Genomic DNA, 17,341 nt, shown 5'->3' with positions numbered 1-17,341 from the left:
CGTTCCAGCGTTACAGCCGGCCCCGCACCGTCCACAGCTCCGGAAAGAACCGCCGCTCCAGCGCACGCCGCAGATAGGCCACGCCAGCCGATCCGCCCGTGCCCGGCCGCATGCCGATGATGCGCTCCACCGTCGTGACATGACGGAAGCGCCATTGCTGGAAGGCGTCCTCCAGATCTACCAGCTCCTCGGCCAGCTCGTAGAGGTCGAAGTGCTCGTGGCTGTTGCGATAGACCACCGCCCAGGCCTCCACCACGCCCTCATTCTCCAGATGCCGCGAGGAAGGATCGCGGTTCAGCACCGCCTCGGGCACGGGAATGCCGCGACGCGCCAGCAGCCGCAGCGCTTCCTGGTAAAGCGAGGGCGAATCAAAGGCCGCGCGCAACCGCGCCGTCAGCGCCGCATCATGCGCATGCGGCTTCAGCATGAACTCGTCCCGCGCGCCCAGCAGGATCTCCATTAGCCGGTATTGCCAGGACTGGAAGCCGGAGGACTGGCCGAGCACGTCGCGGAATGCCAGGTAGTCTGCCGGCGTCATGGTGGAGAGCACGTCCCACGCTTCCACGAGTTGCCGCTGGATGCGCGACACGCGCGCCAGTCCCTTGAAGGCCGGCCGTAGCTCGTCCGCGCGCACGCAATCCGTTGCCACCTCCAGCTCCCGGATGATCAGCTTCATCCACAGTTCCTGGACATGGTGGATGACGATGAACAGCAGTTCGTCATGCCTGTCCGAAAGCGGCTGCTGCGCCGAGAGCAGCGTATCGAGGTGCAGATAGGCGCCATAGGACATGCTGCGGGAGAAGTCGGTCGCAATCCCGCGCCCCTCCTCCTTCGCATGGTCAGGCGCATCCTTGGATGTGCCGCTCGGCGTCTCAGCCACGCCGCCGCGCCTCCGCCACCAGCCGCTCCAGCTCCGAAAGCTCCACCGCGCCGGGAACCAGCGTGTCGCCGATCACGAGGGCCGGCGTGCCCTCGATCTGCAGCCGCTGCGCCAGGCCGAGATTCGCCTGCAACCGGGCCTCCAGCGCGGGATCCTCCATGTCGCGCCGCAGCCGCGCCCAGTCGATTCCCGCGCGCTGCGCCTCGGCCTGAAGCACCTGCTCCGTCAGCTCGGTCCGCAGCTTCATCAGCGCGTCATAGAGCGGCTCGTACTTGCCCTGCTTCTGCGCCGCCAGCAGCGCACGGCTCCCCAGCACGCTGTTCGGCCCCAGGATCGGAAGATCCTTCATCACCACGCGGATGTTGCGGTCCCGCTGCAGAAGCTGCTGCATGGTCGGATACAGTGCCTTGCAGTAGCTGCAACGCGGATCGAAGAACTCGACAATCGTCAGGTCCCCCCGCGGATTGCCCTTGCTGGGGTCGCGCGCGTCGTTGAACAGCGCGTCATGGCTCGCGGCCAGGGCGGCGCGCTGCGCGTTCTGTTGCTCCGCGCGCTGCGCCTCCTGCATGGCCATGATGGCATCACGCAGGATGGAGGGGTCATTCTTCATCGCCTCGCGCAGGATCGACACGATCTCCTGCCGCTGCTCCGGCGTGAAACCCTGCGCACCGGTGGGGGCGGAAGCGGAAGGCGCCGTGCCCTGGGCCAGCGCGGCGCCGATCCCCATCACCAGGGCCGCGCCCGCCATCAGGAATCGCCTCATCGTCTGTCCCTCCGCCGAAGCTCGTCCTCGGCCTTACGCTCGTCGCTGGTCAGGTTATCACGCGCCGCCGCCCGCCGCAGGTCACTGGCGCGAAGGCGGGCCGGGCCGGGCGGCAGCCCTTTCTCCGCGCGCGCCGCACGGAAGCGGGTCTCGGCGGTATCGCCCTCGGCCATCGCCTTCTCGGCCAGGGCGAGTTCGGCATTGGGCAGGTCATCCAGCCGGGCATAGGCATTTGCCAGCTGCCCCCAGGTGAAGGCGTTGTCCCGGTCCTGCCGCGCCGCCGCCTGCAGCTCGGCCACGGCGCGGCGCAGGGTTGCGGTATCCGGCGCCCCTTCCAGCAGCGCGCGGCCATAGGCGGCGCGGATCAGGGACTCCCCCGGGGCCAACCGCACCGCGGCCGCGAGCGGCGCGATCGCCTCCCGCGGGCGCCCGCCCTCGAACAGGATCTGCCCCTTGAACTCCAGCAGATAGGGGTTGGAGGGCTGCTCCCGGATCACCGTCTCCAGGATCTCCAGCGCCGCGTCCATGCGGCCCGACCGGTACTGGGACACGGCCCGGGCATAGCGCCCTGGGGCGCTGTCATCATTCAGGTAGCGCCGCCAACTGGCCGCCGGCGGGTCGATGAAGCCATTCAGCTTCGCCCGTACCATGGCGAATTCCAGCTCCAACGCCACCGGCAATCCGGTACCCACGGCGCGGCCGCGCGCCATCTGCTCGCGCACGAAGTCCAGCCGGTCCCGCGAGAGGGGGTGGGTGCGGAAATAGGGGTCCTGCCGCCCGACCGACAGCAGCTCCTGGTCCAGCAACCGGCGCAGCAGCCGCTCCAGCCCGGCGCCCGACCAGCCCATCCGTTGCAGGAAGGCCAGCCCCGCCTCATCCGCCGCCTGCTCCTGCGTGCGGCTGAAAGCGTAGAAGGAGCCCATGGCGCTGGTCTGCCCGCCCATCATGATGCCGATGGCGGCCTCCGAGGAGCGCGCCGCCAGCCCCGCCCCGGCCCCGAGCAGCATGGCCGCGACCGAGCGCAGCATGGCCAGCCGCATCTCCTCCGGCAGCCGGGCCAGGTGGCCGCCCGCGACATGGCCGACCTCATGGGCCAGCACCCCCGCCAGCTCCGAGGCCGATTCCGCCTGCTGGATCAGGCCCGTGTTGATGTAGAGCCGGTTTCCCTGGGCGACGAAGGCATTAATCGCCCGGTTCTGCACCAGGGTCAGCTCCACCAGCCGCGGCTCCACCCCTGCCGTCCGCAGCAGCGGATCGAGCATGGAACGGACAAGGGTTTCCGTTTCCGCGTCCCGGATGGTCGCGATCGGCCCCTGGCCCCCTTGCGCCTGGGCCGTGGCCGGTGCCAGGAACACGCCGATGACCAGCACGGCGGCAGGAATGGCCCGAGACAGGATGGCGAGCGCGCGCGGCTTCCGCATGGGCGGCACCCTATTCCGGGCACCGTCCCTCAGGCCAGCCGGAACGGCGGCCCTGCTCCTCTCCGCGGCACTGCTGGCCGGCTGCTCCACGATCGAGCGCGTCGGGAACGTGATCGGCGGCGGCTCCTCGCTCCAGCCGGGGCAGCAGGGCTATGTCCGGGGCTTCCTGGGCAATGTGGTGGCCGAGGAGCCCCGCGCGGCCCTGGTGGCGCGCGACATCCTCTCGGCCGGCGGCTCGGCGGCGGATGCCATGGTGGCGGCGGGCATGGCCCTCACCGTCACCATGCCCTCCCGCGCCGGGCTGGGTGGTGGCGGCGCCTGCCTGGGCTACGACCCCCGCCGGAATGAGCTGGAGGCCTTCCTCTTCCTGCCGGGCGCACGCAGCGGCATCCCGGCCGGCGCCGACCGCCCGGCTGCCGTGCCGCTGATGGCCCGCGGCCTCTTCGCCCTGCATGCCCGGCAGGGCCGCCTTCCCTTCGAGACCGACATCGTTCCGGCCGAGCAGCTCGCGCGCTTCGGCACACAGGTGTCCCGCGCCTTCGCGGCCGACCTGGCGGCCGTTTCGGGCCCTCTCTTCGCTGATCCCGTCTCCCGCGCCGTCTTCGCCGGCCCGGGCGGCGCCCCGCTGGGCGAGGGCGACCGGCTCGTGCAGCAGGAACTCGCCACCACCCTCGGCCAAATCCGCACCGCCGGGGTGGGGGACTTCCACCAGGGCGGCCTTGCCCGCCGGGTGGAAGAGGCCAGCGCCACCGCCGGTGGCTTCCTGACCGTGCCTGAGATGCGCGCTGCCCTTCCCCAGGCCGTGCCGGCGCAGCAGGAACGGCTGGGCGACGACATCCTTGCCGTGCTGCCGCAATCCGCCGATGGCGGCGCGACACTGGCCGCCTTCCGCACGGCAGCGGCGGGGCAGACCCCGCAGGCCGTGCCGGGAACCTTCGGCGCCAGCACCACCGTCGTCGTTCAGGATCGGGAGGGCGGGGCCGTGTCCTGTGCCTTCACCATGAACAACCTCTTCGGCACCGGCCGGATGCTGCCGGGCATGGGCTTCCTCCTGGCTCCCGCGCCTGGCCTGGGCAATGTGCAGCCACCGCCCCTCGGTGCGATCCTCGTCGCCAATACCAGCGTGAAGACCATGCGCTATGTCGGCGCCGGTTCCGGCCAGGGCGCCGCCCCGGCAGCGGCCGGCGGCCCGGCCGCGCTGCATCTGCGGCGCCGGGCCCCGCTGGACCAGGCCATCCAGGCCGGCGCGCCGGAGCCGGGACGTGGCATCGCCATCTCCTGCCAGGGCAGCGTCGCGGCCTCGCGCTGCCAGGCCGTGGCCGACCCGCGCGGCCTTGGCCTGGCCACCGGAAACGACTGAGGTGGCCCTTCCGTCAAAAGGGGGCCTCAAGGTTGGGCGGGGCGCCAATGCCCCTGCCTTCCTCGTGATGGACGTGATCGCGGCCGCCAATGCGCGTGCCGCCGCCATCCCGCCGGGCCAGCCGGGCATCCTGCGGATGGAGGTTGGCCAGCCCGGCACCGGCGCCCCGCGCGGCGCCGCCGAGGCCGCCATCCGCGCCCTGCGGGATGGCCATCCCATGGGTTACACTGAGGCCTTCGGCATCCGTTCCCTGCGCGAGCGCATCGCCCGCCGCTATGCGGAACACTACGGCGCGACAGTTCCCGCCGAGCGGATCGCGGTCACCGTGGGCGCCTCCGGCGCCTTCCCCCTGGCCTTCCTCTCCGCCTTCGATGCCGGGGACCGGGTGGCCATGGCCGCCCCCTACTACCCGCCCTATGCCAATATCCTGACCGCGCTGGGCATGGTCCCGCAGCTTCTGCCCTGCGACGCCACCACCCGCTTCCAGCCGACCGTCGCCATGCTGGAGGCACTGGATCCGCGCCCCGCCGGGCTGATCGTCGCCAGCCCGAACAACCCCGCCGGCACCATGCTCTCGCCGGAGGAACTGGCCGCCATCGCCCGCTGGTGCCACGAGAATGGCGTGCGCCTGATCTCCGACGAGATCTATCACGGCCTGTCCTACGACATGCCCGAGGCCACTGCGGCCGCGCACTCCCCCAGCGCCATCGTGGTGAACAGCTTCAGTAAGTATTTCAGCATGACCGGCTGGCGCATCGGCTGGCTGGTTCTGCCGGAGGACCTGATCCGCCCGGTCGAGCGCCTCGCCCAGAACATGTTCATCTCCGCCCCCCATGTGGCGCAGATCGCGGCCGAGGCGGCGATGGACTGCGCGGAGGAGCTGGAGGCGAACCGCGCCACCTATCGCCGCTCCCGCGACCTGCTGCTGAAGGGGCTGCCCCAGGCAGGCTTCGACCGCATCGCGGCGGCGGACGGCGCCTTCTACATCTGGGCTGATGTCGGCCACCTGACGAATGACAGCGTGGCCTTCTGCAACCGCATGCTGGCCGAGGCCGGCATCGCCGCCACCCCCGGCGTCGATTTCGACCCGGAACGCGGCGCCCGCTTTCTGCGTTTCAGCTATTGCGGGCCGGAAGACGCCATGGCCGAGGCGCCGGAACGGCTGCGGCGCTGGCTGAAGGCCTGATACCCCCTTCTCGAAGAAATTCCCGATGAACCGCCGTTCCCTCCTGGCCCTGCCCGCAGCCGTTGCGCTGGCCCGCCCCGCCATCGCGCAGCAGCGCCCCACCCGCCTGATCGTGCCCTTCCCTGCGGGCGGCGCCACCGATGCCGTCTCCCGCCTCTTCGCCCCGCTGCTCGGGCAGAAGCTGGGCACCACGGTGGTGATCGAGAACCGTCCCGGTGCAGGCGGCGTGCCTGCGGCGGAAGTGGTGGTCCGCGCCCAGCCAGATGGGCTGACCCTGCTTCTCGCCACCTCCTCGATTCATTCCACCGCGCCCGCGACGGGCGCCAACCTGCCCTATGACGTGGAGAAGGACTTCACGCCGCTGGCGCTGATCGGCGCCTCGCCCTCCCTCGTGCTCGTCTCGACCACCGTCCCGGTGGATGACCTGCGCGGCCTCATCGCCTGGGCCAAGGCGCGGCGCGGACAAGTGAATTACGGCTCCTCCGGCGTCGCCACCACGCCGCATCTGAACGGCGCGCTGCTGGACAGCCTCGCCGATCTCGGCATGGTGCATGTGCCCTATCGCGGCACAGGCGCTGTCTATGCCGAGCTCCGCCGCGGCGATGTCCATGTGCTGCTGGATGTGCCGGCGACCGCGGCCACCCATATTCAGGCCGGTACGGTGAAGGCCCTGGCGGTCACCTCGGCGCAGGAGACGCCGCTGGCCCCCGGCGTGCCGACCGGCGGGGCCGCGGGCCTGCCCGGTCTCGTCTCCGAAACCTGGTTCGGCATTTTCGGCCCCGCCAATATGCCCGCGCCGATCGCCAATCGCATCTCCGAGGCCGCGCAGGCCGTGATGGGCGATGCGGAGCTGCGGACACGGCTGCTGGGCCTGGGTGTCGATCCGCGCACAGGGAACGGGCAGGCCCTGGCGGCTGCCGCACGGACGGAGCGCGAGCGCTGGACCGAGTTGGTGCGCCGCCTGAACATCCGCACCACTGATTGAGGAGCCTCCTCCCCTAAGCTCGCAAGCGGCGCCACGCGGAGGCGTAGCCCGCTGGGCGCCGCTGCGTGAAAGCACCACCCGGGCCGCCAAGGCCCGGCTTGCAGGCCTGGCAGCAAGACACAGCCAGGCCTTTGCGTCTCACTCCGGCCTGATGTGCCGCGCGCGGATAATCCCGCCCCATTTCTCCATCTCGCGCCTCTGGTAAGACGGAAAATCCTCGGGCTTTCCGCCCACCGGCCGGATCGCCAACGCGGCCAGCTTCTCCTGCACCTCCGCGCTCTCCAGCGCCTGCGTGAAGGCGGCCTGGATACGAGCCTGCAGGGCCGGCGCCATGCCGGGCGGCGCGAAGAGGGCAAAATCGGTCGAGCATTCATAGCCCGGCACCACCTCGGCCACGGGTCGCACCTGCGGCTCTGCCGGGTCCGGACGGGCGGAGGAAACAGCGATGGCGCGCACCGCCCCCGCGCGCATCGGCTGCAGCGCCGAAACAGCATCAACCGCCGAGAGCTGGACCTCGCCCGCGATCAGCGCCTGGAGAGCCGGGCCGCCGCCGCGATAGGGGACATGCAGCATCTCCATCCCCGTCTCCGCATTCAGCAGCTCCACCGCCAGATGCGCCGAGGAGCCGGGGCCGGAGGAGGAGTAGCTGATCTTGCCGGGCCGCGACTTCACCAGCGCGATCAGCTCCGCGATGTTCAGCGCACGCAGGTCGGGATGGACGCAGAAGAACTGCGCATTGGTCGCCAGCAATCCGATCGGCGTGAAGCCGTGCTCGTTGTCATAGGGAATGCCCTTCAGCAGGAAGGGCGCCATCGCATAGGTGGAGTTGGTGCCCAGCAGCAGAGTGTAGCCATCGGGTTGCGCGCGGGAGACCATGGCATGCCCCACCGTGCCCGACCCGCCCGGGCGGTTGTCCACCACCACCGGCTGCCCGAGATCGGCCGAGACCCGCTGCGCCAGCACCCGCGCCAGCGTGTCTGTGGAGCCACCCGGCGCCCAGGGCACCACCAGCGTTACCTGCCGCTGCGGCCAGCCGAAGGCCTGCGCACGCGCCGCGCCGGCGGCCACCAGTCCCAGACCTGCCAGCCCCAGACCACGCTTGGTGATCATTCTGCTTCCTCCGTTGTTGGAAGAAACAACGTCCAGGGCCGCCTTTCACGCAAAACGATTGCGCGAGAGCAGGCGCTTACTTCACATGTGCATCAAACGCGGCGCCAATCACGCCCGGTGGGGCGGGGTGGCCGGTGAACAGGACGAAGCCATCCTCCGCCTGCCTGATCGACATGGCGCGGCCCGGCATGATCGCGCAGCCCAGCGCCTTCGCCGCCGCCAGCAGCGGCGTGATAGGTGGGTGGTACACCGCATCCGCCACCCACATCCCGCCCCGCAGCAGCGCGGGGTCCACGGGGCTGGAGGTATCGGGCAGCATCCCGGCCGGGGATGCGTTCACCACGCCCACCGCACCCGCCATCGCCTTCCCGGCTTCTGAGACCGGCACGAAGCGCCCGCCACCCCAGCCCGAGGCCTCCTGCGCCAGCGCCGCGGCGCGCCCGGCATCCTGGTCCACTACCCGCACCTCCGGCACGCCCGCCTGAGCGAGCGCCCAGGCTATGGCCCGCCCCGCGCCCCCCGCGCCGATCAGCACGGCCGGCCCGGTTGTCACCGCCTCGCCAACCGTCTCCTGCAAGCCGGAGAGAAATCCCGTGGCATCGGTGTTGTAACCGGTCAGCCGCCGATCGCGCACCGTGATCACGTTCACCGCCCCCAGCTGCGCCGCGCCGGGGTCGAGCGCGTCAAGGAAGGGCATTACTGTTTGCTTGTAGGGGAAGGTGACATTGATTCCCGCGAAACCGATCAGCCGCACGCCATCGAGAATGCGGCCGATGGTTTCCGCCGAGGCGTCCGGCACGTCGATCAGGTGGTCGCGGATGTCGAGCCCCACGGCCGCTCCCGCCGCCTCCATCATGGCGGGCGCAGCCGAATGCGCGATCGGCGAGCCCAGCAGACCCAGAAGGACACGCTCCATGCCGGCCATGCTCAGATCCCCGCCAGGCGCTGCATGGGGGCAAGTGCCAGGACGAGTTCGGCGGCGCCAATCGGCTTCATGCAATCCTCCCGTCCTGCCGGGCCGGCTCCGCGGAACGGCCGGCATCGAGGAAGCGAACTATCGGCCCCGGCTGCAAGGGCTGGCAAGCCGCGGGCCGACAGCATCCGGCCCTGTTCCCAGCCGGGGCGCGACCTGCCGGGGCAAGTGAAACCATGCGCCATCCCGCAGCTTCGAAGCATGGCGCATCTCTGCAAGCCGGCAGGGGCAGGCAGCACGATCCGCCGCTTTCCCCGCTTCTCAGCCGCGCCGATACTATATGGAACCAGTCCCGAGGACCGCGTGAGCGATAGCAACCCTTATGAATTCACCGGCCAGGAGCTGGCCGCCTTCGGGAAGACGATCGTCGCCGAGCGCGAGGCCCTGCTCCAGGCCGCCCACACCACCCTGAGCGAGCTGTGCGGCACCCGCTTCGGAACCCGTCCCGCCCCTCCGGTCGCCGCGCAGGCCCGCTTCGACGGCAAGGCGGCCTATCTCCTCATCGGCTGCCCTATGAACGGCCAGACCGTGATCCTGGAGATGGTCATCGAGCGCGCGGAGGGAGATCCCCCTGCCACCCTGCCCGCCGTCCTGCGGACGCCACAGCACGGGGAGGTCGGAATGCGGATCGTGGAGCTCGCGGTGACACCGCAGCTGTGGAACGCCGCCCAAGTCCTGATGCATCGCGCTGCCTTGCAGGAGGAGGTCGCAAAGGCGCTGGACGAAAAGGTGAAGGCGCTCTGGTCCGAGTTGGACTCGGCCGCCCGTGCCGCCTGGGCCCGCGCGCATACCGACGGGCTCTCCCTGCAGTTCGTGGGCGTCGAACGCAGCCCGGATGAGCTGACCTACCAGCTCCGCTTCAGCACCCAGTCAGAGGAGAGCGCGGACGGGGGCGGCGCCATAACCTGCGGCCTGGGCCCGGCAGACCATATTGAAGTGGCCCTTGAACTGGTTGCTGACACCGGGCTCGAAGTCATGAGCGAGACCTGGAACCAGCGCCTCGACGGTCGCATCGGGCAGCTCTTCCGGGATGCCAAGATCCTGGAACGGCGCCTTGAGGCCATCCGGCTCGGTGCTGACCCGGCCGAAGCCGCCAGAACGGTCCATCAGCCGGCCTGGCAGACCGATCAGGGCTGAGCCCTGCGCACGCGGCTTTCCCGTGTGCGGCAGGGCCGCACAGGCCGCACAGGCCGCACAGGCCGCACCGCGAGCGTTACCTGAGCGGTTCTCCAAGGCGAGCGATGCAACATGCTCCGAAGGACAGTCGCACTCCTCCTATGCTGCCTTTCATGCCTGGGCGTCGCAGCCTGTGCAGCCGCACCGAACCGCTGGCCCGACCGGAGCGGGCACGAACGTTTTGACCGTTACTACCTTCACCGGGAAGCACCATTCCATCCTCGGGGCGACCTTTTCGACCGCCCCTGAGAACTCGCCATGGCCGCTCCAAGGCCATGGATTATCAGCACCAGCTTCTCACCCCGGGTAAACAGCCCCGGAGAAACAGCTCGGAGAGAAGCCGGCCACCCGTCCACAACGCTCTCTGAAATGGAAGTGCCTGGATGCTGGCGGCTGAGTCAGTGCCGGCAGCAATAGGCCAGTCTTCAACGCAACCGCCACCTGCCGCGCATCGGAGAGGTCACTTGCCTTCACCGTGACCCGCTTGCCCGCGAATGCTGGGCCTTAAGGATCATCCACGGGCTGAAGGACAAGCCCCAGGCCGGGAACCTCGGTGACCCAAAGGGACAGCCGCTGAGGTCCCGGCTCGGTCTGCCAAACGCGTGTCGGCGCCAGTCCTACACGCGTCTCTCAGCTTCCCCTACCCGGTAAGTCCGGGTGGAAACTCGATCGTTGTTCTGGCTGGGATTCGGTCTCTAGCTTCGATACGACCCGTTGATATCGATATACCCATGGGTCAGGTCGCAGGTCCAAACGGTGGACTCCCCCTGCCCCAGGCCGATATCGACTTCGATATCGATCTCCCGTCCCCTCATATGCGCGACGACCGGCGCCTCGTCATAGCCCTCGACCACGCCGCCCGCCTTCGCCATCCAAACCCCGCCCACGGCAACGGACAGGCGGTCCCGATCGGCCGGCTCACCCGCCTTGCCCACGGCCATGACGATGCGGCCCCAGTTCGCGTCCTCGCCGGCAATGGCGGTCTTCACCAGCGGTGAATTCGCGATGGCCATGCCGATGCGCTTGGCCGAGCTGTCGGAGACGGCGCCGCGCACCGTCACCTTCACCAGCTTCTGCGCCCCCTCTCCATCCCGCACCACCTGCAAGGCAAGGTCGAGCAGCAGTGCATCCAGCTGCATCTGGAAATCCTCCAGCGCCGAGGTCGCGAGGGCGGAGACGCGGTCATGCTGCGCCTGCCCGGTCGCGAAGAGCAGCACCGTGTCGGAGGTGGAGGTGTCGCTGTCCACCGTGGTGCGGTTGAAGCTCGCCTCGACACCCTTGCGCAGGCAGGCCTGCAACGCGGCGGCGGGAATGGCGGCGTCGGTCGCCACGAAGCACAGCATGGTCGCCATGTCCGGCGCCACCATGCCGCTGCCCTTGGCGATGCCCACGATCGTCACCTTGGTCCCGTGAATCGTCGCCGTGCGGGCGCAGGCCTTGGGAAAGGTATCGGTGGTCATGATGCCGCGCGCAGCATCGGCCCAGCCCGTCTCCTGCAGCGAGGCATGCAGCGCCGGCAGCGCCGCCGTCAGCTTCTCATGCGGCAGCACCTGGCCAATCACGCCCGTGCTGGCCAGGAACACCTCGGAGGGCTTGGAGCCCACGAGGTGGGCGGCGGCGGCGGCGGTGGCCTCCACCGTCTCAACCCCGGCGCGGCCGGTGAAGACATTGGCATTGCCGGCATTCACCACCAACGCACGGGCAGCCTCGCCCTTCAGCGCGCTGCGGCACCAATCCACCGGCGCGCCGGGGCATTTGTTGCTGGTGAACACGCCGGCCACCGTCGTGCCGGGCGCGAACTCCATCATCATCACGTCGGGCCGCCCCTGATAGCGCAGCCCGGCTTCGGCCACGCCCAGCCGCACGCCCTTTAGCGGCGGCAGCGGCGGCAGATCGACCTTGAGCGGGGAAACAGGGATGTTCTGGGCCATAATCTTCTCCTCAGCGCCGCTGGGCCGGTGCGGCGGCCGGGGGCGCCGCCGCCGGAGCGGGCGGCGAGGCGCCGTCCAGCAGGCTGGGCGCCCGCTGCGGCGAGCCGTCCAGGTTGAACCGCTCCACTTTGGCGGAATTGCGGATGCGCTCGACCGCGGCGTTCACCGTCTCCTCGAAGGCCGCCTGGCGCAGCGTTTCCTGGCTCTCCTCGAAGCTGGCCGGCGGCGCGGAGCGGCGCTCTTCCACCTTGATGACATGCCAGCCGAAGGGGGTCTGGATCGGATCGCTGATCTGGCCGGGCTGCAGGGCAAATGCCACCTCAGCGAATTCCGGGATCATGTCCGACTTCTTGAAAAACCCGAGATCACCGCCCCGCTGGGCGCCAGGACCAGTGGAAAGACGCTTGGCCACCTCGGCGAAATCGGCGCCGGGCTTGCGCACCTCATCCAGCGCGGCACGGGCCGCGGCCTCGGTCGGCACGAGGATGTGGCGGGCATGCACCTCCTCCTCCGTCTGGCGATTGGCGGCCCCACGCTCATAGCGCTGGCGCAGCGCCTGCTCGGTCAGGGCCGGGGCGACTTCCCGCCGCAGCAGCGCCTGCTGCAGTTCCTGGTCCGTGGCGCGGGTGATGCGGCGCTGCACATCCGGATCGTTCTGGAGCCCCTCCGCCCGGGCCCGGGCCACGAGCGCCTTCTGGGCCACCAGCTGGTCCAGGATCAGCGGATAGAGCGTGGCCGGAGGAGCGTTTCGCAGCTCCTGCGGCAGTTCGGCGGCGGCCTCCCGCACGTCGGAAAGGCGGATCTCCTGCCCATCCACCCGCGCCACCACCGGATCGGCGGGTTGGGCATTCGCAGCCTGGGCCGGGGTCGCGGGTGCGGGGGCGGCAGGGGATGGAGCCTGGGCCAGGGCGAGGCCGGCGGAGAGGCACAGCGCCGGGAGGGCTGCGGAGGAGAGGAGAAGGCGGCGCATCGCGGGGGGTAGCCTTGGCGGAAAGGGGCCGCAACATGGCCGAGCGGTCGCGCCCCTACAAGCTGGACCGCCGGGCCGGAGTCGTCACAACGCGGCGTCCGGGCCCTGTTCCGTCCTCTGACCCGGGCCGAACAACTCTCGCATGGCGCCGGCGACGTGCTGCACCGCCAGGTCCCCGCCACGCCGGTCATGCCAGGCGAGGTCGAGGCGGAAGCCCTCGACGGGTAGCGGCGGGTCCCGGGTCACCAGCGCCGCATCCTCCGGCACGCAGCGGCCGGGCAGCATGGCGATCATGTCGGAACCGGCGAGCAGGGGCGGGACCATGAGGAAGCTGGGCACGACCATTCCCACCCGACGGGACAGGCCGCGCGCGGCCAGCACGGCATCCAGGGGAGTCTCCGCGAGGCCGCGGCCGGAAACGACGATATGTGGATAGGCGAGCCAGCGCGGCAGGTCGAAGCCCTCCGCCGCCGGATGGCCCCGGCGCATGGCCACGCGGTAGCGCTCCTCCAGCAGGGCGCGCTGGCGCAGGGGCGGCTCAAGCGGCGGCAGGACGGAGGCGACAAGATCAGCCTCACCGCGCGTCAGGCGGCTCAACGCATCATCCGCCCCGGCCCAGGGCAGGATGGCGAGGGTGATGCCGGGCGCGGTGGCGGCCATGCGGGCATGCAGGGCGACGGCCAGGGCAGCCGCGGGCGCGTCCGCCATCAGCAGACGCACGGTCTGGCTGAGGGTGGAGAGGTCCGCCGGCGGGCGGTCCAGCACGGTCCGTACGAAGGCCAGGGCCTCGCGTAGCCTGGGGCGCAGCGCCTCCGCGGCCGGGGTGAGGCGCATGCCACCACGCCCCCGCTCCAGCAGCGGGTCGCGGAAGAGATGACGGAGGCGGTCCAGCGCATTGGAGGTAGCGGGCTGAGAGAGAGCGAGGCGGCGGGCGGCGCGGGTGACATGCGCTTCCTCCAGCAAGGCTTCGAGAATGACGAGGAGGTTCAGGTCAACGGACCGGAGATCATTCATTTCACCGATCATGTGGCATATGAATTATCCGTTGGAAGCATAATCCGGGCTGGCCCAATGGGGAGGGGCAACAGGCGGAGCCACCGTGATGACCGAGATCCTGATCCTGCTTTCCCACCCCGATTTCGCGGCCTCCCGCGCTAACCGCGCGCTGTTGGAGGCGGCCTCCGCCCTGCCGGGGGTAGAGGTGGCGCATCTGGAGGGGCTCTACCCCGATGGGCGGATCGACGGAGATGCGGAGGTGGCACGGCTGCTGGCGGCGCGGCGGATCGTCCTACAGTTCCCGGTGCAGTGGTATTCGACCCCGCCCCTGCTGAAGGCGTGGCAGGACCTCGTGCTCACGCGGATGTTCTATGTGAATGCCCGGACCGAGGGCACGCTGATCGCCGGGCGGGCGATGATGGTGGCAGCGACGGCGGGGAACCGTCCCTCGGCCTATTCGCCAGAGGGCGCGAATCTGTTTTCGCTGCCGGAGTTGCTGCGCCCGCTCCATTCCACAGCCCATCGCTGTAACCTGGTCTGGCAGGAGCCCTTCCTGGCCTATGAAGCCCGCCATGCCCCGGAACCGGTACTGGCGGAGGCTGGACGGGCCTATGCCAGCCGGCTGCGGGAACTGGGCAGGCTGGGCTGAAGGACCCGGGGCCCGGCCAGCTTCGTTGACCGGCCGCCCCCCCTTCCCTATCTCTCCCCCCTGCACGCAGGGCCCGGCGCGGCCCCCTTCCCTGCCGGCCGCGCCGCGGCCTCTTGGCGGCCGCCCCCTTTGCGTTGCGCCGGAGACCGCCCGACCCGATGTTCGCCCGCCTTGCCCGCGCCTTCCTCGGCACCTCGAACGACCGCGCCCTGAAGGCGTACCGGGCGCGGGTGCCGGCCATCAACGTGCTGGAACCCCAGATGGCCGCCCTCTCCGACGAGGCGCTGAAGGCCAAGACCCCCGAGTTCCGCCAGCGCCTCGCCAATGGAGAGAGCCTGGACTCCCTCCTCCCGGAGGCCTTCGCCGTCTGCCGGGAGGCCTCCAGGCGCGTCCTGGGCATGCGCCATTTCGACGTACAGCTGATCGGCGGCATGGTGCTCCATGAGGGCCGAATTGCCGAGATGAAAACCGGCGAGGGCAAGACCCTGGTCGCCACCTTGCCCGCCTATCTGAATGGCCTGACCGGCAAGGGCGTGCATCTGGTCACGGTGAACGACTACCTGGCCACGCGTGACGCCGAAGAGATGGGGCGCCTCTACAACTGGCTTGGCCTGACGGTCGACACGATTGTCTATGGCAAGACCGACCAGCAGCGCCGCCAGGCCTATGCCTGCGACATCACCTATGGCACGAACAACGAGTTCGGCTTCGACTACCTGCGCGACAACATGAAGTACTCGCTGGCCGAGATGGTCCAGCGCCCCTTCAACTACGCGATCGTGGACGAGGTGGACTCGATCCTGATCGACGAAGCCCGTACCCCCCTCATCATCTCGGGCCCCACCGACGACACCTCCGACCTCTACAACCGCGTCAATGCCGTGGTGCGGGAGATCGCGAAGGATCCGGCGAATTACGAGAAGGACGAGAAGAACAAGACCGTCTCCCTGACCGAGGCCGGCAATGAGGCGGTGGCCGAGGCCCTGACCGCGGCCGGGATGCTCGAGGAAGGCGACCTCTACGACTTCCACAACGTCACCCTGGTCCACCATGTGAACCAGAGCCTGCGCGCCCACACCCTTTTCACGCGGGACGTGGACTACATCGTCTCGCGCGACGGCAAGCTCGTCATCATCGACGAGTTCACGGGCCGCATGATGGAAGGCCGCCGCTACTCCGATGGCCTGCATCAGGCGCTGGAGGCAAAGGAGGGCGTTGAGGTCCAGCCCGAGAACCAGACGCTGGCCTCCATCACCTTCCAGAACTACTTCCGCCTCTATCCCAAGCTCTCCGGCATGACCGGCACGGCAGCCACCGAGGCCGACGAGTTCGCCGAGATCTACAAGCTGGAGGTGGTGGGGATTCCGACCAACCTCCCCGTCGCCCGCATCGACTCGGACGACGAGGTCTACCGCACCGCCCGGGAGAAGTACGAGGCGGTCGCGGCCCTGATCCAGGAATGCCGCGAGCGCGGCCAGCCCTGCCTCGTCGGCACCACCAGCATCGAGAAGTCGGAACTAATCTCCGACCTGCTGAAGAAGAAGGGCGTGCCCCACCAGGTGCTGAACGCCCGCTACCACGAGCAGGAAGCGGCCATCATCTCCCAGGCTGGCCGCCCGGGCGCGGTCACGATCGCGACCAACATGGCGGGACGCGGCACCGACATCAAACTCGGCGGCAATGCCGAGATGCTTGCCCGCGCCACCTTCCCCGGCGAGCCCGCCGGCCCCGAGTTCGAGGCGCGGCTGGCCGAGATCCGGCGCGAGGTGGAGGAGAGCGCGGCCAAGGTGAAGGCGGCCGGTGGCCTCTTCGTCATCGGCACGGAGCGGCATGAGAGCCGCCGCATCGACAACCAGCTCCGTGGCCGCTCCGGCCGCCAGGGCGATCCGGGTGCCTCCCGCTTCTTCCTCTCCCTGGAAGACGACCTGATGCGCATCTTCGGCAGCGACCGCATGGGCGGGATGCTGGAGAAGCTGGGCCTGAAGGAGGGGGAGGCGATCATCCACCCCTGGATCAATAAGGCCCTGGAAAAGGCGCAGAAGAAGGTCGAGGCGCGCAACTTCGACACGCGCAAGAACCTGCTCAAATACGACGACGTGATGAACGACCAGCGCAAGGAGGTCTATGCCCAGCGCAAGTCGTTCATGCAGGCCGCCGATGTCCAGGAAACCATCGCGGAGATGCGCCGCGAGATGATCGAGGACATGGTCGCCGCCGCCATTCCCGAGAATGCCTATCCCGAGCAGTGGGAGACGGAGGGGCTGCAGTCCCGCGTGCTGGAGATCCTCGGCCTCGACCTGCCGATCGTGGAATGGGGCCGCGAGGAGGGGATCGACGAGACCCAGATCCGCGAGCGCATCATGGAGGCGGCCGAGACCTCCTATGCCGCCCGCGCCGCCAATATCGGCATCGAGCGTATGCGCGAGGTGGAGAAGTCCATCCTCCTGATGGTCTTCGACAAGGTCTGGAAGGACCACCTCCTTGCCCTCGACCATCTGCGCCAGGGCATTGGGCTGCGCGCCTATGGCCAGAGGGATCCGCTGAACGAGTACAAGTCCGAGGCCTTCAACCTCTTCAACGCCATGCTCGGTGAACTCCGCGAAGAGACGACGCGCTGGCTCATGCAGGTGAACCTGGCCCCGGACCAGCCTCTGCCGAACCCGGAGCCCATCAGCTTCACGGATATGAGCCATCCCTCGCCGGAGTTCAGTGACCCGCTGCTCGGCCCGCTGGTCGGCCTGGACACGGCGGGCGACTACGGCTCCGCTGCTCCGGTCACCACGGACCGTGTGGCCGAAGGCGTCGACCCGAGTGATCCCTCCACCTGGGACCGCACGCCCCGCAACGCGCCCTGCCCCTGCGGATCCGGGAAGAAGTACAAGCACTGCCACGGGCGGGGCTGATGCCCCTGGGAGGCTTTGCCTTCCGAACCCCTGGGGCA

General features: G+C 69.5%; 14 protein-coding genes. 6 read left to right on the top strand and 8 right to left on the bottom strand.

The window, feature by feature from the left end; all coding sequences use genetic code 11:
* Positions 1-10 precede the first annotated feature (10 nt).
* Genes kynA through ACO1BU_RS16540 form a run of 3 tightly spaced genes read right to left on the bottom strand, consistent with a single transcriptional unit; the run spans position 11 to position 3,064 of the window.
* A complete protein-coding gene (kynA, locus tag ACO1BU_RS16550; protein ID WP_424137070.1) occupies positions 11-880 on the bottom strand; it encodes a tryptophan 2,3-dioxygenase in 870 nt (289 codons plus the stop codon).
* On the bottom strand, positions 873-1,643 hold the full coding sequence (locus tag ACO1BU_RS16545; protein WP_424137069.1) for a DsbA family protein: 771 nt from the start codon (positions 1,641-1,643) through the stop codon (positions 873-875). The genes kynA and ACO1BU_RS16545 overlap by 8 nt, the downstream gene beginning before the upstream one ends.
* Positions 1,640-3,064: a M48 family metalloprotease gene (locus ACO1BU_RS16540; RefSeq protein ID WP_424137068.1), complete on the bottom strand. Its 1,425-nt coding sequence runs from the start codon at positions 3,062-3,064 to the stop codon at positions 1,640-1,642. Before ACO1BU_RS16540 ends, ACO1BU_RS16545 begins: the two co-directional genes overlap by 4 nt.
* On the opposite strand from ACO1BU_RS16540, the gene ACO1BU_RS16535 reads away from it, so the two are divergent.
* From ACO1BU_RS16535 to ACO1BU_RS16525, 3 genes are all read left to right on the top strand, one after another.
* Positions 3,039-4,424, top strand: coding sequence for a gamma-glutamyltransferase (locus ACO1BU_RS16535; RefSeq protein ID WP_424137067.1), 1,386 nt, complete (start codon positions 3,039-3,041; stop codon positions 4,422-4,424). The genes ACO1BU_RS16540 and ACO1BU_RS16535 overlap by 26 nt on opposite strands.
* A 67-nt stretch (positions 4,425-4,491) precedes the next feature.
* The gene (locus tag ACO1BU_RS16530; RefSeq protein WP_424137137.1) at positions 4,492-5,610 is read left to right on the top strand and encodes a pyridoxal phosphate-dependent aminotransferase; all 1,119 of its coding nucleotides are present in this window, start codon (positions 4,492-4,494) and stop codon (positions 5,608-5,610) included.
* Between the two features lie 25 nt (positions 5,611-5,635).
* Positions 5,636-6,595, top strand: coding sequence for a Bug family tripartite tricarboxylate transporter substrate binding protein (locus ACO1BU_RS16525; RefSeq protein ID WP_424137066.1), 960 nt, complete (start codon positions 5,636-5,638; stop codon positions 6,593-6,595).
* 138 nt (positions 6,596-6,733) lie between these two features.
* Here the strand turns inward: ACO1BU_RS16525 and ACO1BU_RS16520 are convergent, their stop codons facing one another.
* Positions 6,734-7,705 carry a Bug family tripartite tricarboxylate transporter substrate binding protein gene (locus tag ACO1BU_RS16520; RefSeq protein WP_424137065.1) on the bottom strand — a complete coding sequence of 324 codons (972 nt, stop codon included), beginning with the start codon at positions 7,703-7,705 and terminating at the stop codon, positions 6,734-6,736.
* Between the two features lie 76 nt (positions 7,706-7,781).
* The gene (locus tag ACO1BU_RS16515) at positions 7,782-8,630 is read right to left on the bottom strand and encodes a shikimate dehydrogenase (RefSeq protein ID WP_424137064.1); all 849 of its coding nucleotides are present in this window, start codon (positions 8,628-8,630) and stop codon (positions 7,782-7,784) included.
* 351 nt (positions 8,631-8,981) lie between these two features.
* Here ACO1BU_RS16515 and ACO1BU_RS16510 point away from each other — a divergent pair, with 351 nt between their 5' ends.
* Complete coding sequence (locus tag ACO1BU_RS16510; RefSeq protein WP_424137063.1) at positions 8,982-9,815, top strand: hypothetical protein; 834 nt, start codon at positions 8,982-8,984, stop codon at positions 9,813-9,815.
* Between the two features lie 734 nt (positions 9,816-10,549).
* On the opposite strand, the gene argJ is transcribed toward ACO1BU_RS16510, so the two are convergent.
* From argJ to ACO1BU_RS16495, 3 genes are all read right to left on the bottom strand, one after another.
* A complete protein-coding gene (gene argJ / locus ACO1BU_RS16505) occupies positions 10,550-11,785 on the bottom strand; it encodes a bifunctional glutamate N-acetyltransferase/amino-acid acetyltransferase ArgJ (RefSeq protein WP_424137062.1) in 1,236 nt (411 codons plus the stop codon).
* Positions 11,786-11,795: 10 nt separating this feature from the next.
* Positions 11,796-12,755 (bottom strand): peptidylprolyl isomerase, encoded by a 960-nt coding sequence (locus tag ACO1BU_RS16500; protein ID WP_424137061.1) that lies wholly within the window; start codon positions 12,753-12,755, stop codon positions 11,796-11,798.
* An 84-nt stretch (positions 12,756-12,839) separates the two neighbouring features.
* Positions 12,840-13,769: a LysR substrate-binding domain-containing protein gene (locus ACO1BU_RS16495; protein ID WP_424137060.1), complete on the bottom strand. Its 930-nt coding sequence runs from the start codon at positions 13,767-13,769 to the stop codon at positions 12,840-12,842.
* Between the two features lie 88 nt (positions 13,770-13,857).
* On the opposite strand from ACO1BU_RS16495, the gene ACO1BU_RS16490 reads away from it, so the two are divergent.
* Together ACO1BU_RS16490 and secA are read left to right on the top strand one after the other, a co-directional pair.
* A complete protein-coding gene (locus ACO1BU_RS16490) occupies positions 13,858-14,400 on the top strand; it encodes an NAD(P)H-dependent oxidoreductase (protein ID WP_424137059.1) in 543 nt (180 codons plus the stop codon).
* A 158-nt stretch (positions 14,401-14,558) separates the two neighbouring features.
* Positions 14,559-17,303, top strand: coding sequence for a preprotein translocase subunit SecA (gene secA, locus ACO1BU_RS16485; protein ID WP_424137058.1), 2,745 nt, complete (start codon positions 14,559-14,561; stop codon positions 17,301-17,303).
* The last annotated feature ends 38 nt before the right edge of the window (positions 17,304-17,341 follow it).

Source organism: Roseomonas chloroacetimidivorans, from assembly GCF_049629625.1.
Lineage (GTDB): Bacteria > Pseudomonadota > Alphaproteobacteria > Acetobacterales > Acetobacteraceae > Roseomonas > Roseomonas chloroacetimidivorans.
The sequence above is the reverse complement of the archived record's forward strand: the minus strand, read 5'-3'. Positions and strand labels throughout refer to the sequence as shown.